Source organism: Streptomyces sp. NBC_01551 (genome assembly GCF_026339935.1).
Taxonomy (GTDB): Bacteria; Actinomycetota; Actinomycetes; order Streptomycetales; family Streptomycetaceae; genus Streptomyces.
This window is the reverse complement of record NZ_JAPEPX010000001.1, coordinates 3,692,743-3,711,898: the sequence shown is the minus strand read 5'-3', so window position 1 is coordinate 3,711,898 and position 19,156 is coordinate 3,692,743. Positions and strand designations below refer to the sequence as shown.

The 19,156-nt window shown below is 70.8% G+C and carries 19 protein-coding genes and 1 pseudogene; 6 read left to right on the top strand and 14 right to left on the bottom strand.

Features of this window, described 5'->3' with window-relative positions:
- Positions 1-3 precede the first annotated feature (3 nt).
- From folB to OG982_RS16655, 3 genes are read left to right on the top strand one after another with little or no spacing between them, the layout of a single operon-like run.
- Positions 4-363, top strand: a complete 360-nt coding sequence (folB, locus tag OG982_RS16665) for a dihydroneopterin aldolase (protein WP_037794153.1) — start codon at positions 4-6, stop codon at positions 361-363.
- On the top strand, positions 360-968 hold the full coding sequence (gene folK / locus OG982_RS16660) for a 2-amino-4-hydroxy-6-hydroxymethyldihydropteridine diphosphokinase (RefSeq protein ID WP_266786023.1): 609 nt from the start codon (positions 360-362) through the stop codon (positions 966-968). The genes folB and folK overlap by 4 nt, the downstream gene beginning before the upstream one ends.
- A 53-nt stretch (positions 969-1,021) precedes the next feature.
- The gene (locus tag OG982_RS16655) at positions 1,022-1,513 is read left to right on the top strand and encodes a DUF3180 domain-containing protein (RefSeq protein WP_266786025.1); all 492 of its coding nucleotides are present in this window, start codon (positions 1,022-1,024) and stop codon (positions 1,511-1,513) included.
- 1 nt (position 1,514) lies between these two features.
- Here OG982_RS16655 and OG982_RS16650 read toward each other — a convergent pair whose 3' ends face one another.
- From OG982_RS16650 to dacB, 7 genes are all read right to left on the bottom strand, one after another.
- Positions 1,515-2,255 carry a hypothetical protein gene (locus tag OG982_RS16650; RefSeq protein WP_266786027.1) on the bottom strand — a complete coding sequence of 247 codons (741 nt, stop codon included), beginning with the start codon at positions 2,253-2,255 and terminating at the stop codon, positions 1,515-1,517.
- Between the two features lie 177 nt (positions 2,256-2,432).
- Complete coding sequence (gene folE / locus OG982_RS16645) at positions 2,433-3,041, bottom strand: GTP cyclohydrolase I FolE (protein ID WP_073797943.1); 609 nt, start codon at positions 3,039-3,041, stop codon at positions 2,433-2,435.
- 116 nt (positions 3,042-3,157) lie between these two features.
- On the bottom strand, positions 3,158-5,188 hold the full coding sequence (ftsH, locus tag OG982_RS16640; RefSeq protein ID WP_266948803.1) for an ATP-dependent zinc metalloprotease FtsH: 2,031 nt from the start codon (positions 5,186-5,188) through the stop codon (positions 3,158-3,160).
- Positions 5,189-5,383: 195 nt separating this feature from the next.
- On the bottom strand, positions 5,384-5,944 hold the full coding sequence (hpt, locus tag OG982_RS16635; protein WP_037794157.1) for a hypoxanthine phosphoribosyltransferase: 561 nt from the start codon (positions 5,942-5,944) through the stop codon (positions 5,384-5,386).
- 64 nt (positions 5,945-6,008) lie between these two features.
- Complete coding sequence (tilS, locus tag OG982_RS16630) at positions 6,009-7,055, bottom strand: tRNA lysidine(34) synthetase TilS (protein WP_266786034.1); 1,047 nt, start codon at positions 7,053-7,055, stop codon at positions 6,009-6,011.
- 270 nt (positions 7,056-7,325) lie between these two features.
- A complete protein-coding gene (locus tag OG982_RS16625) occupies positions 7,326-8,444 on the bottom strand; it encodes a zinc-dependent metalloprotease (protein ID WP_266786036.1) in 1,119 nt (372 codons plus the stop codon).
- A 39-nt stretch (positions 8,445-8,483) separates the two neighbouring features.
- Positions 8,484-9,923 carry a D-alanyl-D-alanine carboxypeptidase/D-alanyl-D-alanine-endopeptidase gene (gene dacB / locus OG982_RS16620; protein WP_266786038.1) on the bottom strand — a complete coding sequence of 480 codons (1,440 nt, stop codon included), beginning with the start codon at positions 9,921-9,923 and terminating at the stop codon, positions 8,484-8,486.
- A 150-nt stretch (positions 9,924-10,073) separates the two neighbouring features.
- Between dacB and OG982_RS16615 the strand changes: the two genes are divergently transcribed.
- Both OG982_RS16615 and OG982_RS16610 read left to right on the top strand, forming a co-directional pair.
- Positions 10,074-10,568 carry an inorganic diphosphatase gene (locus OG982_RS16615; RefSeq protein WP_008742522.1) on the top strand — a complete coding sequence of 165 codons (495 nt, stop codon included), beginning with the start codon at positions 10,074-10,076 and terminating at the stop codon, positions 10,566-10,568.
- 187 nt (positions 10,569-10,755) lie between these two features.
- Positions 10,756-12,405 (top strand): threonine/serine exporter ThrE family protein, encoded by a 1,650-nt coding sequence (locus tag OG982_RS16610; protein ID WP_266786040.1) that lies wholly within the window; start codon positions 10,756-10,758, stop codon positions 12,403-12,405.
- A 171-nt stretch (positions 12,406-12,576) separates the two neighbouring features.
- Here the strand turns inward: OG982_RS16610 and OG982_RS16605 are convergent.
- From OG982_RS16605 to OG982_RS16580, 6 genes and pseudogenes are all read right to left on the bottom strand, one after another.
- A pseudogene (locus tag OG982_RS16605) lies at positions 12,577-13,215 on the bottom strand (VTT domain-containing protein); the annotation flags it as partial.
- Positions 13,216-13,386: 171 nt separating this feature from the next.
- Positions 13,387-14,145 carry a MerR family transcriptional regulator gene (locus OG982_RS16600; RefSeq protein WP_266786042.1) on the bottom strand — a complete coding sequence of 253 codons (759 nt, stop codon included), beginning with the start codon at positions 14,143-14,145 and terminating at the stop codon, positions 13,387-13,389.
- A gap of 44 nt (positions 14,146-14,189) precedes the next feature.
- On the bottom strand, positions 14,190-14,804 hold the full coding sequence (locus tag OG982_RS16595; RefSeq protein ID WP_266948801.1) for a PadR family transcriptional regulator: 615 nt from the start codon (positions 14,802-14,804) through the stop codon (positions 14,190-14,192).
- 33 nt (positions 14,805-14,837) lie between these two features.
- A complete protein-coding gene (locus OG982_RS16590; RefSeq protein WP_266786045.1) occupies positions 14,838-15,380 on the bottom strand; it encodes a DinB family protein in 543 nt (180 codons plus the stop codon).
- Positions 15,381-15,508: 128 nt separating this feature from the next.
- Positions 15,509-16,966, bottom strand: coding sequence for an aldehyde dehydrogenase family protein (locus tag OG982_RS16585; RefSeq protein ID WP_266786047.1), 1,458 nt, complete (start codon positions 16,964-16,966; stop codon positions 15,509-15,511).
- Positions 16,967-17,055: 89 nt separating this feature from the next.
- Positions 17,056-17,934 (bottom strand): helix-turn-helix transcriptional regulator, encoded by an 879-nt coding sequence (locus OG982_RS16580; RefSeq protein WP_266786049.1) that lies wholly within the window; start codon positions 17,932-17,934, stop codon positions 17,056-17,058.
- Positions 17,935-18,285: 351 nt separating this feature from the next.
- On the opposite strand from OG982_RS16580, the gene OG982_RS16575 reads away from it, so the two are divergent.
- Positions 18,286-18,792 carry an ATP-binding protein gene (locus tag OG982_RS16575; protein WP_266786051.1) on the top strand — a complete coding sequence of 169 codons (507 nt, stop codon included), beginning with the start codon at positions 18,286-18,288 and terminating at the stop codon, positions 18,790-18,792.
- A 136-nt stretch (positions 18,793-18,928) separates the two neighbouring features.
- On the opposite strand, the gene OG982_RS16570 is transcribed toward OG982_RS16575, so the two are convergent.
- Complete coding sequence (locus tag OG982_RS16570; RefSeq protein WP_051696354.1) at positions 18,929-19,144, bottom strand: DUF397 domain-containing protein; 216 nt, start codon at positions 19,142-19,144, stop codon at positions 18,929-18,931.
- Between the last annotated feature and the right edge of the window lie 12 nt (positions 19,145-19,156).

The window sequence follows — 19,156 nt, the reverse complement described above, 5'->3', positions numbered from 1 at the left end:
CGCGTGGATCGTGTCGCGCTGCGCGGCCTCAAGGCTCGCGGGCACCACGGCGTCTTCCCCCGGGAACGCGAGGAAGGCCAGACCTTCATCGTCGACCTGGTGCTGCACCTCGACACCCGCCCGGCCGCGGCCGGCGACGACCTGGCCAAGACCGTCCACTACGGCGTCGTGGCCGAGGAAGTCGTCGACGTGGTCCAGGGCGAGCCCGTGGACCTCATCGAGACCCTCGCCGAGCGGATCGCCCAGCAGTGCCTCAAGCACGACGCCGTGGCGCAGGTGGAGGTCGTCGTCCACAAACCGGACGCGCCCATCACCGTCCCCTTCGACGACGTGACCATCACGATCACCCGGAGCCGCGCGTGAACAACGGACTGAACGCCCAGAGCGACCCCACCGTCCAGCCGGTACCGGCGTCCGTCGTCGAGACGGTCGACGCGGCGGACGTCACCCTGTCCAACCCCAAGTGGGCCGTGATCGCGCTCGGCTCGAACCTCGGCAACCGGCTGGAGACCCTCCAGGGCGCCATCGACGCCCTCGGCGACACGCCGGGCCTGCGGGTCAAGGCCGTCTCCCCCGTCTACGAGACCGAGCCCTGGGGCGTCGCGCCCGGCTCGCAGCCCTCGTACCTCAACGCGGTCGTCGCGCTGAAGACGACCCTGCCGCCGTCCTCGCTGCTGGAACGCGGCCACGCCATCGAGGAGGCGTTCGACCGCGTCCGCGACGAGCGCTGGGGCCCGCGCACCATCGACGTCGACATCGTCACGTACGCCGAGGTCGTCTCCGACGACCCCGTCCTCACCCTCCCGCACCCGCGGGCCCACCAGCGGGCCTTCGTCCTGGCCCCGTGGCACGACATCGACCCCGAGGCCCAGATCCCCGGCCGCGGCCCGGTCGCCGCGCTGCTGGCCGAAGTCGGCCTGACCGGAGTGACCGCGCGCCCCGACCTGGAACTCCACCTCCCCGAGTAGTCGTTAGCCTGTTCACTGCTGACGAATCGGCTCAGAAAGCGGGGAACGGGCACGTGAAGCAACTGAGGCCGGCGGTCCTGGCGGGCATCTTCGTGGTCGCCGGGGTGCTCTCGTGGGCCGGCGCCCGCCTGTGGAACGCCTACGGCACGCTGCCGGGCGTCCCGCTGGCCGCGCCGATCGTCCTGGCCGTCATCGCGGTGGTGCTGTTCGCCACGGCGCTGTCGCTGCGCACCCGCCTCAAGGCCCAGCGCGAGCGGCGCCCGGGCGCCAAGGGCGTCGAGCCGCTGATGGCGGCCCGCGCGGTGGTCTTCGGCCAGGCCAGCGCGCTCGTCGCGGCGCTCGTGGCGGGCATGTACGGCGGCGTGGGCGTCTTCCTGTTCACCGAGGCCCTGGACGTCCCGGCGCGCCGCGACCAGACCTGGTACGCGGGCGCCTCGGTGGTCGCGGGCGCGGCCGTCATCGCCGCCGCCCTCTTCCTGGAGCACGTCCTGAAGCTCCCCGAGGACGACGACGACCCCACCGCGGACTCCCCGGCCCGCGCCTGACTCACCCGGCCGGGGCCGGGGCGGGCTTCTTGGCGGTGATCTCGCCGACGGGGATGCAGTTGTCGTTGGTCGCGGACCCCATCCGCCACTCACAGAACCTGGCCTTGGACAGGTCCGCGCCCTCCGGAACGAGCTGCCAGGCCCGGATCCAGTACGGCGTGTCCGCCTCCAGGGTTCCGCCGAACTTGCTGTCCACTCCCGGGCCGAACTCGTCCGTCTCCATGTCGGCGCGGGTGTAGTAGTTCGTGGCGCCGTCCACGTAGGCGCAGGTCACCTTGGAATTCTTCTGCCGAGCCGCCTCGCAGCCGTCGAATTCCACGACCCAGTGACCGGACGGCTTCGGGGCCTTGAGCTGCCGGCCCGGCTCGCCGGTGACCCGCAGCACGAGCTGGATGTACGTCAGCCCGCTCGGCGCCGGCTCCTCGGGGGTGTTGGGGCTGATCTCGGCACCGACGATCCGCACGGAGTGCCGGTACTCCGCGCGCTTCGCCTCCAGCACCGGCCCCCGCCCCGCGAGCCGGTCCGCGCCACCGGCCGAGGGCGCGGCGGACGGCGCGGCGGAGGCGGATGCGGAGGCGGCCCCGGACGCCGCCGTAGACGCCGCGGGCGCGGCGGGCGCTGCCGGCGCCGCGGAGCCGGCCTTCCCGCCCTCCGCAGACCCCCCGCAGCCGACGAGAACACCGCCACAGGCGAGCGCGAGCCCACCCCGTATCCACTGGGCCGAAACCGTACGAGCGCGCACCACTGACCGACTCCCCCGTAGCGGAGCCACCCACCCCGGACGGCCCCTGACGATCTTCAGCAGCACACTCTAGAGGGCTCTGGCCGGGTGATCAGAACGAGTGGCGGGGCCCCAGCCACTCCCAGAGCCGCAGCGGCCCCGGCCCGCGGTCCTCTCAGAGGGACGCCCCCGCGACCGTCAGCGGGCCATGATCAGGCTCATGGCCTCGTTGCGCGTCGCGGGGTCGCGGAGCTGGCCGCGGACCGCCGAGGTGATGGTCTTCGCGCCCGGCTTGCGGACGCCGCGCATGGTCATGCACATGTGCTCGCACTCGATGACCACGATGACCCCGCGCGGGTCCAGTATCTCCATGAGGGAGTCGGCTATCTGCGTGGTCAGCCGCTCCTGCACCTGCGGGCGGCGGGCGAACACGTCCACGAGGCGGGCCAGCTTCGACAGCCCGGTGATCTTGCCGTCGGTGGACGGGATGTAGCCGACGTGGGCCACACCGTGGAACGGCACCAGGTGGTGCTCGCAGTTCGACATGACCTCGATGTCCTTGACCAGGACCATCTCGTCGTGACCCAGGTCGAAGGTGGTCGTCAGGACTTCCTCGGGCCGCTGGTACAGGCCGGCGAATATCTCCTTGTACGCCCGCGCCACACGCGCCGGGGTCTCCAGGAGGCCCTCGCGGTCCGGGTCCTCGCCGACCGCGATCAGGAGCTCTCGGACGGCCGCCTCGGCGCGCTTCTCGTCGAACTCGCCGATCGTGCCCTCGCCACCGGTCAGGGTCACTGGGTCGGTCATCTCATCCTCGTTCCTGTGTGCCTGTGCACTCGCGCTCGCGGGCACGTGAAAGTGCCGCGCCCCCCAGGCTAGAACCTGGGGGGCGCGGCATCCATTCCGGAGGGGTCGACCGCCGATTACTCGGGGCGATCCTCAGGGGAGGGCTCCGGGGCCTTCTCCACCGACACGACCGGCGAGCTCGCCGCCGAGGTGCCGTTCGCCGAGTTCGTCAGCTGGAGCTCCTTGGGAGAGAGCACCGGCGGACGGGTCGACGGGGTGCGGCGGGAGGAGCCGGTCCACGCGGGGCGGGCCGGACGCTTCACGATCGTCGAGAAGATCTCGGCGATCTGCTCCTTGTTCAGCGTCTCCTTCTCCAGCAGCGCGAGGACGAGGTTGTCGAGGACGTCGCGGTTCTCGACCAGGATCTCCCAGGCCTCGTTGTGCGCGGTCTCGATGAGCTTCTTGACCTCTTCGTCGACCAGCGCCGCGACCTCTTCCGAATAGTCCCGCGGGTGCGACATCTCGCGGCCCAGGAACGGCTCGGTGTTGTCGCCGCCGAACTTGATCGCACCGAGACGCTCGGTCATGCCGTACTGCGTGACCATGGCCCGCGCCGTGGCGGTGGCCTTCTCGATGTCGTTCGCCGCGCCCGTGGTCGGGTCGTGGAAGACCAGCTCCTCGGCCGCGCGCCCGCCCAGCATGTACGCGAGCTGGTCGAGCATCTCGTTGCGCGTGGTCGAGTACTTGTCCTCGTCGGGCAGGACCATGGTGTAGCCCAGGGCCCGGCCGCGGGACAGGATCGTGATCTTGTGGACCGGGTCGGAGTTCGGGGAGGCCGCCGCGACCAGGGCGTGACCGCCCTCGTGGTACGCGGTGATCTTCTTTTCCCGGTCCGACATGATCCGGGTCCGCTTCTGCGGGCCCGCCACGACGCGGTCGATCGCCTCGTCCAGCATGTGGTTGTCGATCAGCTTCCGGTCCGAGCGGGCCGTGAGCAGCGCGGCCTCGTTCAGGACGTTGGACAGATCGGCACCCGTGAAGCCGGGGGTGCGGCGGGCGACGGCCGAGAGGTCGACGTCCGGAGCGACCGGCTTGCCCTTCTGGTGGACCTTGAGGATCTCCAGACGGCCCTGCATGTCGGGCCGGTCGACCGCGATCTGCCGGTCGAAGCGGCCCGGGCGCAGCAGCGCCGGGTCGAGGATGTCGGGACGGTTCGTCGCGGCGATCAGGATGACGCCGCCCTTGACGTCGAAGCCGTCCATCTCGACGAGCAGCTGGTTGAGGGTCTGCTCGCGCTCGTCGTGACCGCCGCCGAGGCCCGCACCGCGGTGCCGGCCGACGGCGTCGATCTCGTCGACGAAGACGATCGCCGGCGCGTTGGCCTTGGCCTGCTCGAACAGGTCGCGGACACGCGAGGCACCGACACCGACGAACATCTCGACGAAGTCGGAACCGGAGATCGAGTAGAAGGGCACACCGGCCTCGCCCGCGACGGCACGCGCGAGCAGGGTCTTGCCGGTGCCGGGCGGGCCGTACAGCAGCACGCCCTTGGGGATCTTGGCGCCGACGGCCTGGAACTTCGCCGGCTCCTGGAGGAACTCCTTGATCTCGTGGAGTTCCTCGACGGCCTCGTCCGCGCCCGCGACATCGGCGAACGTCGTCTTCGGGGTGTCCTTGGTGATGAGCTTGGCCTTGGACTTCCCGAAGTTCATGACCCGGGAGCCGCCGCCCTGCATCTGGTTCATCAGGAACAGGAAGACCACGACGATGAGGACGAAGGGCAGGAGCGAGAGCAGCACGCTCAGGAACGGGCTCGTCTTGTCCGGCGAGACGGTGTACCCGTCCGGGATCTGACCCGCTTCGTACTTGGTCTGGAGGTTCTGGGCGAGCTGAACGCCCTGGTCCCCGATGTAGTTGGCCTGGAACTTGGTGCCGTCGTTGTCGCCGAGCTTCTGGCCCTTCTTCAGCTCGATCTTGATCATCTGGCTGTCACCGGTGGTCAGCTTGGCGCTGTCCACCTGGCCACTGTTGATCGCCTTGATGACCTCGCTGGTCTCCACCGACTTGTAGCCGCCGCCGGAGCCGACGACGTTCATCAACACGACCACGGCGAGGACGGCCAGCACGATCCACATGACCGGCCCACGGAAGTATCGCTTCACGTCCATCCATACGGGGCGCTGAGCACCCCGTCCCTCCTGCCCGTAGGTAAATGCTGCTGTGAGTAAAGACTGTTCTTCGGAATGTACCCCTGAATTGTCACCCGCGGCCTCGTGGGACGGCTGACAAACCCGCCTTCGCATGCTCCAACGGCGGGCGACGCCCTCAGGTTCCCGTCGGGGACCCGAGGGCGCGGGTGCGTGTCAGCCGCCGTAGACGTGCGGCGCGAGCGTGCCGACGAACGGCAGGTTGCGGTACTTCTCCGCGTAGTCGAGGCCGTAGCCCACGACGAACTCGTTGGGGATGTCGAAGCCGACCCACTTCACGTCGATCGCGACCTTCGCGGCGTCGGGCTTGCGCAGCAGCGTGACGACCTCCAGGGAGGCCGGCTGGCGGGAGCCCAGGTTCGACAGCAGCCAGGACAGCGTCAGACCGGAGTCGATGATGTCCTCGACGATCAGGACGTGCTTGTCCTTGATGTCGGTGTCCAGGTCCTTGAGGATCCGGACCACACCCGAGGACTGGGTCCCGGCGCCGTACGAGGACACCGCCATCCAGTCCATGGTGAGGGGGGTGGACAAGGCACGCGCCAGGTCCGCCATCACCATCACCGCGCCCTTGAGCACACCGACGATGAGCAGGTCCTTGCCCGCGTACTCCGCGTCGATCTTCGCGGCCAGCTCGGCCAGCTTCGCGTCGATCTCTTCCTTGGTGATGAGCACCGACTGGAGGTCGTCGCCCATGTCCTTCTCGTCCACCCGCATCACTTTCGTCGACGGCCGGGGCTCCGGGGGTGCCCCGGAGGACTCAGCCGTGGTTCAGCACCAATCAGCCCTGCCGGATGACAAGTCTGCCACCCTGCCGCTGGGCCTCCACCCGGCCGGGCAGGTTGATGGCGCCCTGACCCCGCCATCCGGTGATGAGGCGGTCGACTTCCTCGATGTGGCGGGCGAAGAGGGAGCCCGCCGGGGAACCGGCCGCGACCACGGCGCGGCGCAGCACGCGGCGGCGGACGGCGGGGGGCAGGGCGTACAGCTTGGCGCACTCCAGCCGGCCGTCGGCGTCCCGTACGCCGGTCTCCGCCTCGGCGGCCCAGGAGTCCAGGGCGTCGGCGTCGTCGCGGGAGAGCTGGGCGGTACGGGCGAGCGCCTCGACGACTCCCTTGCCGAGTGCCTTCTCGAGGGCGGGCAGTCCCTCGTGGCGCAGCCGGGAGCGGGTGTAGGCGGGGTCGGCGTTGTGCGGGTCGTCCCAGACGGGGAGGGACTGGACCATGCAGGCCTTGCGGGCGGTCTGCCGGTCGACCTGGAGGAAGGGGCGCCGGTAGCGGTTCGTACGGCCGGGCCCGCCGGAGACCTCGGCCATGCCGGAGAGGGAGCGGATGCCGGAACCGCGGGCGAGGCCGAGCAGGACGGTTTCGGCTTGATCGTCCCGGGTGTGGCCGAGCAGCACGGCGCAGGCCCCGAGCCGGTCGGCGGCCTCGTCGAGGGCGCCGTAGCGGGCGTCGCGGGCGGCGGCCTCGGGGCCCCCGTCGCGGCCGACGCGCACGGCGACGGACTCCACCGGGTCGAGGCGGAGCGCGGTCATGCGGGTGACGACCTCGGCGGCGCGCAGGTCCGAGCCGGGCTGGAGGCCGTGGTCGACGGTGATGCCACCGGCCCGGATGCCGAGCTTGGGGGCTTCGAAGGCGAGGGCGGAGGCGAGCGCCATGGAGTCGGCGCCGCCGGAGCAGGCGACGAGCACGAGCGGCGGGGCGCCGCCGGGGGTGCCGACGGGGTCGCGGCCGTCGGCGGGACGGTCGGTGAGGTCGGTCAGGACGTCGTGGAGTACGCGGCGGACCGCCAGGCGTATCGCCGCGACCGCAGGATGGGGACCCATGTCCGGTGCCCTTCGGTGAAGTTCGGATGCCTCGGATGCCTCGGAGGCTTCGGGGTGTGGTGCGTGCCGGGAGTTGTCACTCAGAGTGCGTCGATGGTGACAGAGCCGAGCCGTTCCCCGAGCATCGCACGCCCTTCCACGCCCCACGGTCCCTCGGAAGGGTGACGCTTCTTCCCCCAGTGAGACACGTTTACGCGTCCCGAGTCACTCTCGGTCGCCTTACTTGTCGTTTTCGCCTCGGGCGCGCGCCGTCACTTCCCGTACACGCCGTCACTTCCCGTGCACGCGGGCCACCCAGTCCGCCGGCTTGGCGATCTCCGCCTTCGTCGGCAGGGTGTTCGGGGAGGTCCACACCCGGTTGAAGCCGTCCATCCCGACCTCGGTGACGACGGCCCGCACGAACCGCTCCCCGTCCCGGTACTGCCGCAGCTTCGCGTCCAGCCCGAGCAGCTTGCGCAGCGCGGCGTCCAGCCGGCCCGCGCCGCTCGCCCGGCGCTGCTGGAACTTCTCGCGGATCTCGGCGACCGAGGGCACCACGCCGGGCCCGACCCCGTCCATCACGTAGTCGGCGTGCCCCTCCAGCAGGGACATGACGGCGGTGAGCCGCCCCAGCACCTCGCGCTGCTCGGGCGTCTGCACGAGCTCCACCAGCGAGCGCCCGTCGTCACCCTGCTCGTCGGCGGGCCGGGCGCCCGCGAAGGACTGGGCGGCCTCGCGCAGCCGCTCCAGTACGTTCATCGGGTCCATCTCGGTGGCGCCGAGGAACGTCTGGATCTCGCCCTCCAGGTGGTCCCGCAGCCAGGGCACGGCCGTGAACTGAGTACGGTGCGTCTCCTCGTGCAGGCACACCCACAGCCGGAAGTCGTGCGGGTTCACCCCCAGCTCCCGCTCCACGTGCACGATGTTCGGGGCGACGAGGAGCAGTCGCCCGCCGGTGGCCGAGCCCGGCAGGTCGAGCGCCGCCGGCGCGAAGGTCTCGTACTGGCCGAGCACCCGGGAGGCCAGGAAGCTGAGCAGCATGCCCAGCTCGACGCCGGTGACCTTGCCGCCGACCGCGCCGAGCACGGCGCCGCCGGGGGGATTGCCGCGGCGGTCCTGCATCTTGCCGAGCAGGGGGCCGAGGAGCTCCCGGAAGCCGGCCACGTTGGCCTTGACCCAGCCGGCCCGGTCGACGACCAGGACGGGCGTGTCCTGCACCGCCGCGTTCTCGGGCACCATCCGCGTGTACTCGCGCACGTGCCGTTCAGAGGTCTTGGCGTGCCTGCGCAGCTCCGCCACCACGGCCCGGGCCTCGTCGCGGCTGACCTCCGGACCCGGCCGCACCAGCCGGGTCGCCGTCGCCACCGCGAGGTTCCAGTCGACCATCTCCGCACCACCGATGCTCGTCATGCGTCAACCGTACGTGGACCGGCGCCGCGGCGGACCCCCTCAGCGCGTGCTCGCGACGGTGGCCGCCAGCTTGTCGAGCGCCCTCTCGGCGCCTTCGGGGCCCGGGGTGTCGGCCGTGAGGAACGCGAAGGCGAGGAGCCGGCCGGAGGGGTCGACGACGGTGCCCGCGAGGGAGTTCACGCCCGAGAGGGTGCCGGTCTTGGCCCGGATCAGCCCGGCGGCCGGGGAGTCGCCGCCGCCCCGGCCCCGCAGGGTGCCGCTGAACCCGGCGACGGGCAGTCCGGTGAGGACGGGCCGCAGTTCGGGCCGCTGCGGGTCGGCGGCCTTCGCCAGGAGCGCGGTCAGCAGGCCCGCGCTGACCTTGTCGGCGCGGTCCAGGCCGCTGCCGTCGGCGAAGCGGGAGCCGGTGGTGTCGATGCCCAGCGCGGCGAGCCGCGCGGCGACGGCCTTCTCGCCGCCCTCGAAGCTGCCGGGCTGCCCGGAGGCGAGGGCGGTCTGGCGGGCGAGGGCCTCGGCGATGTCGTTGTCGCTGTTGGTCAGCATCCGCTCGACGAGGCCGCCGAGCGGCGTGGACAGGGTGGTGGCCAGCGGCTCGGCGTCCGCGGCGGCCTTGGCTTTGGCGGGTGCGGCGGTGACCTTGATGCCGCGTTCCTTGAGCAGCTCGGCGAAGGCCCGGGCGGTCTCTCCGGAGGGGTCCGGGAACCGTGCGACGGGGCCCGAGAGCGAGTCGTTGGTCCGGGCCTCGTCGGCCGTCAGCGCGGTCAGCAGCGCGATGTTGGGGTTGAGGCCGATCGGGTGGCGGGCGGGGCCGGAGTAGAGCGAGTCGTCGTAGCCGAGGCTCACGCTGTCGGTGCCGGCCGCCTTGAGGGCCTGGGCGGTGTCGGCGGCCAGGGCGACGAGGCTGCCCCCGGAGCCGGCCGGCGGCTTCTTCCTCGCCGTGAGGGACGGGTCGCCGCCGCCGACCAGGATGATCTGCCCGGGCCCGGCGCCGGGGGTCACGGTGGTGCGGAAGCGGTGCTCGGGGCCGAGCGCGGCCAGGGCCGCCGTCGCGGTGGCGATCTTGGTGGTGGAGGCGGGGGTCATCGCCTCGCGCGGCTTGGCCTCGTACAGCACCTGCCCGGTCGCGGTGTCGACGACCGAGGCGGCACGGACCGCTCCGAGCGCGGGATCGGCGAGCAGCGGCCGCAGCGCCTCGGCGAGGGCGTCGGAGCCGGAGCCGGACTGCCGGCCCGCCTGCTTTCCGGCCCGGCGGGCCGCGGGGAGGCCGGAAAGCACCGCCGGGGCGCTGGGCGCGGCCTCCGGGAGCGGCTCGGAGCCGTGATCTGCGCCACCCGTCCGGCTCCAGGAGGCGGCCTTGTCCCGCTCGGCCTTACGCTGGCCGGAGTCCCAGGGACCTGCGGCGGAGACCGTCGCGGCCGACAGGACGAGGCCGGCGACGGCCGATGCCGCGATGAGCTGCCACGTCTTGACCAAGGGCACCTCGGACCAGCCCCTTTCGCGATCACGGATATGCGTGAGGGACACTTAACCATTGCGTCTTGCCGCGAGCATGGCACCCCACCCGGCAGGGCTGGGACGGACGCGCACGCATCTGTATCAATGCAGTCCCGAAGCATGGAGGAGCAGGACGTGGAGTTCGACGTCACCATCGAGATCCCCAAGGGTTCGCGGAACAAGTACGAGGTGGACCACGAGACCGGCCGGATCCGTCTGGACCGTCGCCTCTTCACCTCCACCAGCTACCCGGCGGACTACGGCTTCGTCGAGAACACCCTCGGCGAGGACGGCGACCCGCTGGACGCGCTGGTCATCCTGGACGAGCCGACCTTCCCCGGCTGCCTCATCAAGTGCCGCGCGATCGGCATGTTCCGCATGACGGACGAGGCGGGCGGCGACGACAAGCTGCTGTGCGTGCCGGCCTCGGACCCGCGTGTCGAGCACCTGCGCGACATCCACCACGTGTCGGAGTTCGACCGCCTGGAGATCCAGCACTTCTTCGAGGTCTACAAGGACCTGGAGCCGGGCAAGTCGGTCGAGGGCGCCAACTGGGTGGGCCGCACCGAGGCCGAGGCCGAGATCGAGGCCTCGTACAAGCGCCTGGAGGCGCAGGGCGGCCACCACTGAGCCGGCCGCTCGGCAACGGGTGAGCGGGACCTCCCGCTGCCCCCGTGACACCGCGGGCGGTGCTCCCTCATGGAGGGGGCGCCGCCCGTCGTCGTGTCCCGGTGCGGGTCCGCCGTCCGGCGTCGTTTCGCCGGGGAGGAAACGGATCCGCATACTGATACCCGGGCTGGCCAGGACTGGAGGACGCGTGGCGGAGGGCGAGGGATCCGGGGGCGTCGAGGACCGGAAGCCGAAATCCGACGAGGCGCACAGTGCCTTCACCTCCCCGGCCGGGATCGAGGCGGAGGGGGTCGAAGAGGACCAGCCGACCTCCGAGTTCTCCGTGCCCGACGGGCTCGCCGCGCAGCCGCCCGAGCCGGAGGGGTCGGCGTTCGCGCCGCCCGCCACCTACAGCGCCCAGTACTCCCCGGCCGCCTACACCCCCGCCCACGGCTTCCCGGTGTCCCGCATGACGGAGTCCCCCTGGCAGGACCGCATGCGCACCATGCTCCGCATGCCGGTCGACGTCCGCCCCGTCCCCGAGCCCGCGCAGCGGCTCAGCGAGAGCGGGCCCGCCGTGGGCCGCGTACTCGACCTCACCCTCCGCATCGGCGAGCTGCTGCTCGCGGGAGGCGAGGGCGCCGAGGACGTCGAGGCCGCCATGTTCGCGGTGGCGCGCAGCTACGGGCTGGACCGTTGCGAGCCCACCGTCACGTTCACGCTGCTGTCCATCACGCACCAGCCGTCCTTGGTGGACGACCCCGTCTCGGCGAACCGGACGGTGCGCCGCCGGGGCACCGACTACACCCGGCTCTCGGCCGTGTTCCGGCTCGTGGACGACATCAGCCACCCCGGGATCGACATCTCCCTCGAAGAGGCGTACCGCCGCCTCGCCGAGATCCGCCGCAACCGGCACCCGTACCCCGGCTGGATGCTGACCACCGCCGCCGGACTGCTCGCCGGGGCCGCGTCGACGCTGGTCGGCGGTGGCGTGGTCGTCTTCTTCGCGGCCGCGATCGGGGCGGTCCTCGGCGACCGGCTCGCCTGGCTGTGCGCCGGCCGCGGGCTTCCGGAGTTCTACCAGTTCGTCGCCGCCGCGATGCCGCCCGCGTGCCTCGGGGTGGCTCTGAAGCTGGCCGAGATCGACGTCCGGGCCTCGGCCGTGATCACGGGCGGGCTGTTCGCCCTGCTGCCCGGGCGGGCCCTGGTCGCGGCCGTCCAGGACGGCCTGACCGGCTTCTACATCACCGCATCCGCCCGCCTGCTGGAGGTCATGTACCTCTTCATCGGCATCATCATGGGCGTGCTGGTCGTGCTCTACCTCGGCCTCCAGCTGGGCGCCACGCTCAATCCGGAGGAGGCCCTCCTGATCACGGAGCGGCCGCTGATCCAGATCGCGGCGTCGATGGTGCTGGTGTTCACCTTCGCGATCCTGCTCCAGCAGGAACGTTCCACCGTGTGGATCGTGACCCTGAACGGCGCGGTCGCCTGGGTGACGTACGGGGCCCTGCACTACGCGGGCGGGATCGCCCCGGTCGCCTCCACCGCCATCGCCGCCGGGCTGGTCGGCCTGTTCGGGCAGCTCTTCTCGCGCTACCGGTTCGCCTCCGCGCTCCCGTACGTGACCGCCGCGATCGGCCCGCTGCTGCCCGGCTCGGCGACGTACTACGGGCTGCTGCTGATCGCCGAGGACAAGCTCAACGAGGGCCTGGGCTCGCTGACGAACGCCGCCGCCATCGCCCTGGCCATCGCGATCGGGGTCAACCTCGGGTCGGAGGCCTCGCGCCTGTTCATGCGCATCCCGGGGGCGGCGAGCGCCGCCAAGCGCCGCGCGGCGAAGCGGACCCGCGGCTTCTGAGCTGCTCCGAACAGCTCTGCGCAGCTCTGCACGGCCCCGGCCGGGAACACGTACGCCCCGGAGACTCTGGCGGGTCTCCGGGGCGTACGGACGAGAAGTACGGGCAGCGCGTCAGCGCTTCGCGTGGCGGCCGCGCTGGCCCTGGCCCTGCGGCTCCGCGGGGCCGCCGGCCGGCGCCGCCGCGGCGGCCGCCTTGCCCTCCTTGCGGGCCTTCATCACCTCGAAGATCACCGGGATCAGGGAGATGAGGACGATCAGGACGAGGATCGCCTCGATGTTGTTCTTGATCAGGTCGATCTGGCCGAGCCAGTAGCCCGCGATCGTGATGCCCGCGCCCCAGCCGATGCCACCGATGACGTTGTACGTCAGGAAGGTGCGGTACTTCATCGACCCGGCGCCCGCGACCATCGGCGCGAAGGTGCGGATGATCGGGACGAAACGGGCGAGCACGATGGCCTTCGGGCCGTGCTTGTCCATGAACTCGTGCGCCTTGTCCAGGTTCTCCCGCTTGAAGACCTTGGACTTCGGGCGGTTGAAGAGCTTCGGGCCGAAGAACTTGCCGATCATGTAGCCGACCTGGTCACCGATGATCGCGGCGGCCACGATCAGGGTGCAGACCAGCCACAGCGGCTGCTTGATGTACTCGCCGTTCGCGACCAGCAGGCCCGCCGTGAACAGCAGGGAGTCGCCGGGCAGGAACGCGAACAGTCCCGATTCGGCGAAGACGATGACCAGGATGCCGATCAGGCCGAAGTGCGAGATCAGATAGTCCGGGGACAGCCACTCAGGGCCGAGCGCAAGCGTGTACACGAGTTCCGGGCTCTCCTGGATCGGGGGGTCTGCGGGGTTCTGCGGACATGTGCGGGTGTCTGCGGACAGGCAGGCGGACAAGACGGTGGTCTCAATTATCAACGCACACGGCCCCCACCGGGTTCCAGGTACCCGAGGGGGCCGTCACAAGACGATGTCGCGAAGATCCGGCTACACGCCGCGGACCGCGTTGGCGAGGATCGCGTCCCGCACGAAGACCGCCAGACCGGGCCGGACGGCGTCGTAGAAGGCCGTGAACCGCTCGTCCGCGACGTACATCTCACCCAGGCAGACGTGCATCTCGTACGGGCAGTCGTAGTGGTTGCGGCTCAGCCAGCCGCGGTGCTCCTCGGCGAGGTCCATGGCCTCGGCGGAGTCCGCCGCCGCGCCCGACGCCATCAGGTCGCCGAGCCGTCGGTTGAGGTCCTCCATCTCCGCCTGGATCCGCTTCCAGTCGTCCTTCGTGTACGTGGCCGCCCGCCGGGCGGACTCCTTGTACGCGTCGGTGCCGCCCCAGCGCTGCTCCGCCTCCTCGGCGTACTGGTCGGGGTCGTGGTCCCCGAAGACCTCGAACTTCTCCTCGGGCGTGAGGTTGATGCCCATTCGGTGTGCCTCCATGGCGTTCTCAACGGCCTCGGCCATCCGCTGGAGCCGGGCGATCCGGTCGGACAGGAGGGCGTGCTGCCGGCGCAGGTGCTCCCTCGGGTCCGAGTCCGGGTCGTTCAGCAGGACCGCGACCTCGTCGAGCGGGAAGCCGAGCTCCCGGTAGAACAGGATGCGCTGCAGCCGGTCGAGATCGGCGTCGTCGTAACGCCGGTGTCCCGCGTGGCTGCGGCCGCTCGGGGAGAGCAGCCCGATCTCGTCGTAGTGGTGCAGGGTGCGCACCGTGACTCCGGCGAACGTGGCGACCTGGCCCACGGAGTAGCTCATTTCGTCCCGCTCCTCTGGTTGGGTACGCCCCTCACCGTGGTCCCTCACGTGGCGTGAGGTGCAAGTCCCGGTCCGGGTTCCGCCGCGAACGGGTCGCCGCCCTCGCCCGCGAAGCGGTACGCGCCGCCTTCGATACGGGCGATCAGGCCCCGGGTCCAGTCGGCCTCGGCGTCCGCCGAGTGGACCCAGCGGTGCGTGATCTCCCCGATGTGGCCCGGCGCACGGGGGGCGCCGTGCGGAGCGGAGTACTCCGTCACGGCCGCGCGCCACGCGCCGAGCCGGGCCAGCCGCTCCCGCAGCAGCCCCAGCACCTCCGCGCGGGGCAGGTCCACCATGAACCCGAGCGCCGCCGAGAGCACGTCCGTCTTCTGGTCGTACGCGGCCAGCGCCTCCCGCAGCAGCCGGAAGAACTCCTCGCGCCCGGCGGCCGTCACCTCGTACTCGGTGCGCGGCGGCCCGCCCGCCGCGCTCGGCGCCACCTCGTGCGCGAGCAGGACGCCTTGCTTCGCCATCTGCTTGAGCGCGTGGTAGATCGAGCCGGGCTGGAGGTTCGACCACTCGTGGGCGCCCCAGTACTCCAGGTCGGCCCGCACCTGGTAGCCGTGCGCCCGCCCGTGCTGCCGGACCGCCCCGAGGACGAGAAGCCGCGTCGCTGACATGGAGCCAGGCTATCCAGCCCCGTCGAAGGGCCCCTACGCCGTCTCGGCGGCCTGCGCCACCAGCTCGAAGGCGGTCTTGCCGTCGAGGGACTCCCGGACGATGTCCGCGTGGCCCGCGTGCCGGGCGAACTCCTCCACCAGGTGCAGCAGCATCCAGCGCATCGAGACCTTGCCGTCCTTCGGGAACCACGGCGCGGGCGGCAGCGGGAAGCTCTCGTCCAGGCTGGGCAGGCCGGCGACGAACTCGGCGGTCTGCGCCGCCACGTCGTCCCAGAACGCGAGGATCTGCGGGACCGTCTCCTCGCCGACGAGGCGGAAGCTGTCGCCCCAGGTCTCCTCCGTGCGCTGGAGCTCGTTCGGCCGCTGCTGCGCCAGCCGCAGCCAGTTGAGCTCGCACTCCGCGACGTGCTTCAGCAGCCCCGACAGGGACAGCTCGCTCGCGCTCGGGCGGCTCGCGGCCTGCTCCTCGCTCAGGCCGAGCACCGAGCGGCGCAGCCCGCCGCGCTGGGCCTCCACGAAGGACAGGAGCGCGCCGCGCTCGTCGCCGTAGGACTCGGAGGGAACGTGAGTGACCATGCTGACCAACCGCCTTCGCGTGGGTGTCTCGTGCTGACAAGAACCACGCTACGGAGGGTTGCGGTCAGTTCCTGTCCTCTATTGGGCGCGACCCTCCGCCTTTCGACGGAACCCCCCGCGCACCACCGCTAGAACGGGAAGTGGCTGCGCCCGTGCTGGACCGAGATCCACTTCTGGGTGGTGAAGGCCTCCACCGTGGCGTCGCCGTTCAGCCGGCCCAGCCCCGAGGCCTTCTCCCCGCCGAACGCCGCCAGCGGCTCGTCCCCGATGGTGGAGTCGTTGACGTGGATCATCCCCGTCTCGATCCGCTGCGCGAACCGGACCCCGCGTTCCACGTCCCGGGTGTGCACGGCGCCGCTCAGCCCGTACGGGGTGGCGTTGGTCAGCCGTACGGCCTCTTCCTCGCCGTCGAAGACCACCAGCAGCGCCACCGGGCCGAAGATCTCCTGGCCCAGCAGCGGGGAGTCCTCGGGCAGTCCCGCCAGCACGGTCGGCTCCACCAGGTTGCCGCGCGTAGACCCCCGGACGAGCGCCTGCGCGCCGGCCTCCACCGCGCGGTCCACCAGCGCGGTCAGGGCGTCGGCCTGGAAGGAGTTGATCAGCGGGCCGATCTGGGTGTCGGCCTCGTGCGGGTCGCCGGTCTTCAGGCTCCGCACCCGCGCGATGAACTTCTCGGTGAACTCCTCGGCGATCGAGGCGTCCACGAGGATCCGGTTGGCGGCCATGCAGACCTGGCCCTGGTACACGAAGCGGCTGAAGACGGCCGCGTCCACCGCGTAGTCGAGGTCCGCGTCGTCCAGGACGACGAGCGCGCTGTTGCCGCTGAGCTCCAGGACCGTCCGCTTGAAGTGCCGGGCGGCGACCGCGCCGACGTGCCGGCCGACCCGGTCGGAGCCGGCGAAGGAGATCACCTTCGGGACGGGGTGGGTCAGCAGCGCGTCGCCGATCTCGGCGATGTCGGTGACCAGCACGTTGAGCAGCCCGGCCGGCAGCCCGGCGTCCTCGAAGATCTTGGCGATGAGCCCGCCGCCGACCACCGGGGCGTTCTGGTTCGGCTTGATCACGACCGCGTTGCCCAGCGCCAGCGCCGGGGCGACCGACTTCAGGGTCACCAGGAACGGGAAGTTGAAGGGGCTGATCACGGTGATCACGCCGACCGGGAGGCGCTGCACCCGGTTCTCCTTGCCCGTGACGGGCGAGGCGAGGATCCGGCCCTCGGGGCGGATGGCCAGCTGGATCGACTCGCGGATGAACTCCTTGGCGAGGTAGACCTCGTACTCGGCCTTGGGGCGCGTCCCGCCGAGCTCGTCGATCATCGCCTCGACGATTTCCTTCTCGCGCTCCTCGGTGATCCGCAGGGCGCGTTCGAGGATCTCGCGTCTCGCGTACGGGCTGGTGGCGGCCCATTCTCTCTGGGCCCGCTCGCAGGCGCGGTAGGCCTGGTCCACCTGCTCGACGGTGGCCACGGTGATGGCCGCCAGCTTCTCACCGTTGTACGGATTGACGTCGATGATGTCCCACGAACCGGTTCCGGCCAGCCATTCGCCATCTATGTACTGGTGAGCCACGTCGGTGAATATGGACATGCCATCCCTTACTGCGAGCGCGCACCCGTGCGCTGCACCGGAGACCGATCGGTCGTCATGCACTGATCAGACGTCATACTACGTGCGAATCAAGACAGTTGGAGCAGACCGCGCAGGAGATCTCGCGTCCGGTCGGGGTCGGGACAGTCGGCCTGGAGCCGCTCCATCGCCCTTCCGTACTGCGCCACTTCCTCTTCTTTGTCCAGGTAGAGGGCGCTGGTGAGCTGTTCCAGATAGACGATGTCCTGGAGGTCGGACTCGGGGAACCGGAGCAGGGTGAAGGCTCCGCTCTCGCCCGCGTGGCCGCCGAAGGAGAAGGGCATCACCTGGAGCTGGACGTTGGGGCGCTGGGAGACCTCGATGAGGTGCTCCAGCTGTCCCCGCATGACCTCCCGGTCGCCGTACGGGCGGCGCAGTGCCGCCTCGTCGAGGACGGCGTGGAAGACCGGGGCATTCTCGGAGACGAGGACCTTCTGCCGCTCCAGGCGCAGCGCGACGCGGCGGTCGATCTCGGCGGAGCCGGCGCCGGGCATGCCGCGCTTGACGACGGCGTGGGCGTACGCCTCGGTCTGCAACAGACCGTGGATGAACTGGACTTCGTAGATGCGGATGAGCGAGGCCGCGCCTTCGAGCCCGATGTACGTCTGGAACCAGTTGGGCAGCACGTCGCCGTAACTGTGCCACCAGCCCGCCGCGTTGGCCTCGCGGACCAGCCCCAGAAGGGACTCCCGCTCCGCGCCGTCCGTGACCCCGTAGAGCGTGAGGAGGTCCTCGACGTCCCTGGCCTTGAAGCTCACCCTTCCCAACTCCAAGCGGCTGATCTTCGATTCGGATGCGCGGATCGAGTAGCCGGCCGCCTCACGGGTGATGCCGCGGGATTCTCGGAGTCGCCTGAGCTGCGAGCCCAGGAGGATGCGGCGCACCACAGAACCGCTGGCTTCTGCGGTCACTTGTCCTGCCCTCCCCATCGCGATGGTTGCGCGTTGGTCTACGCGTGCGTGCCGTGTGCGTCGCGGGGCCCCCGTACCCCTGGGCCCGCAGTCTGCCACCAAAACGCATCGGTCCGTACTCGTTCTGTAACGGAATCCGGCGTCCCGGAAAAGAAGTCCGTAAGTATGCGTAGGAAGAAATGAGCAAGAACCATCACGGGAGTGGACAGGTCCGGCGCGTGCACGTGCATCTGCCCTTGCATCTGACTTCCGCATTCGGAACGATGGTCCCCGCGCACCTGCGTGCTCATCGCGCCGGCGCCGGACCCACCCCGCAGTTCTTTTTGGACAGAGTCACCGCTCAGTCCGCGAATCCCGGGAGTGCCTCGCATGGGGACGAATGGATCGACCATGCTCGAGCCGTTACGGCAGGGGCTTCCCCCGGTCGACCCCACGGCTGTCTCCGGGTCCGCCTCCTGCGCTCTGCCCGCCCGCTACGAGGCGGTGCGGGGCGCCCGTTCGTTCACCCGGTCCACGCTGTCCCAGTGGGGCCTGGACGACCGCTTCGACGACGTGGCCCTCGTCGTCTCCGAACTCGTCACCAACGCGCTGCGCCATGCCCTGCCGGACGACGCGCGCGCCGCGGGCGAGCCGGAGGCACCGGTACGGCTGCATCTGATGAGGTGGAGCACGCGGCTGGTGTGCGCGGTGCGCGATCCCAGCGAGGACCGGCCGGGGGGTTCGTTCACGCCCGAGCGGACGGACGAGAACTGCGACCTGGAGTCCGGGCGCGGGCTGTTCCTGGTGGACTCGTACAGCGACAGCTGGGGCTGGCACCCGCTCGCGGGGCGGCTGACCGGCAAGGTGGTCTGGGCGCTGTTCATGCTCCAGGACTGACCGGATTCCGGCCAGGGGACGAATCACCAGACAAACGACAGCTGGCCGGGGTTGATCATTTAGATCAGTCCCGGCCAGTGCACGTGCATGGCGCGATCAGAGCGCTGTTCCCTCATGCGGCCCTTCGGGCAGCGATTCAGGCGATCAGGTGGTCGAACTCGCCGTCCTTGACGCCCAGCAGCAGCGCCTCGATCTCGGCCGGCGTGTACACGAGCGCCGGACCGTCCGGAAAGCGTGAATTGCGCACGGCGACGGCGCCGCCCGGCAGTTTGGCGAACTCCACGCAGGATCCCTGCGAGTTGCTGTGTCTGCTCTTCTGCCAGGTCACGCCGTCGAGTTCTGCAGCTGCCATCCCGTTGTACGC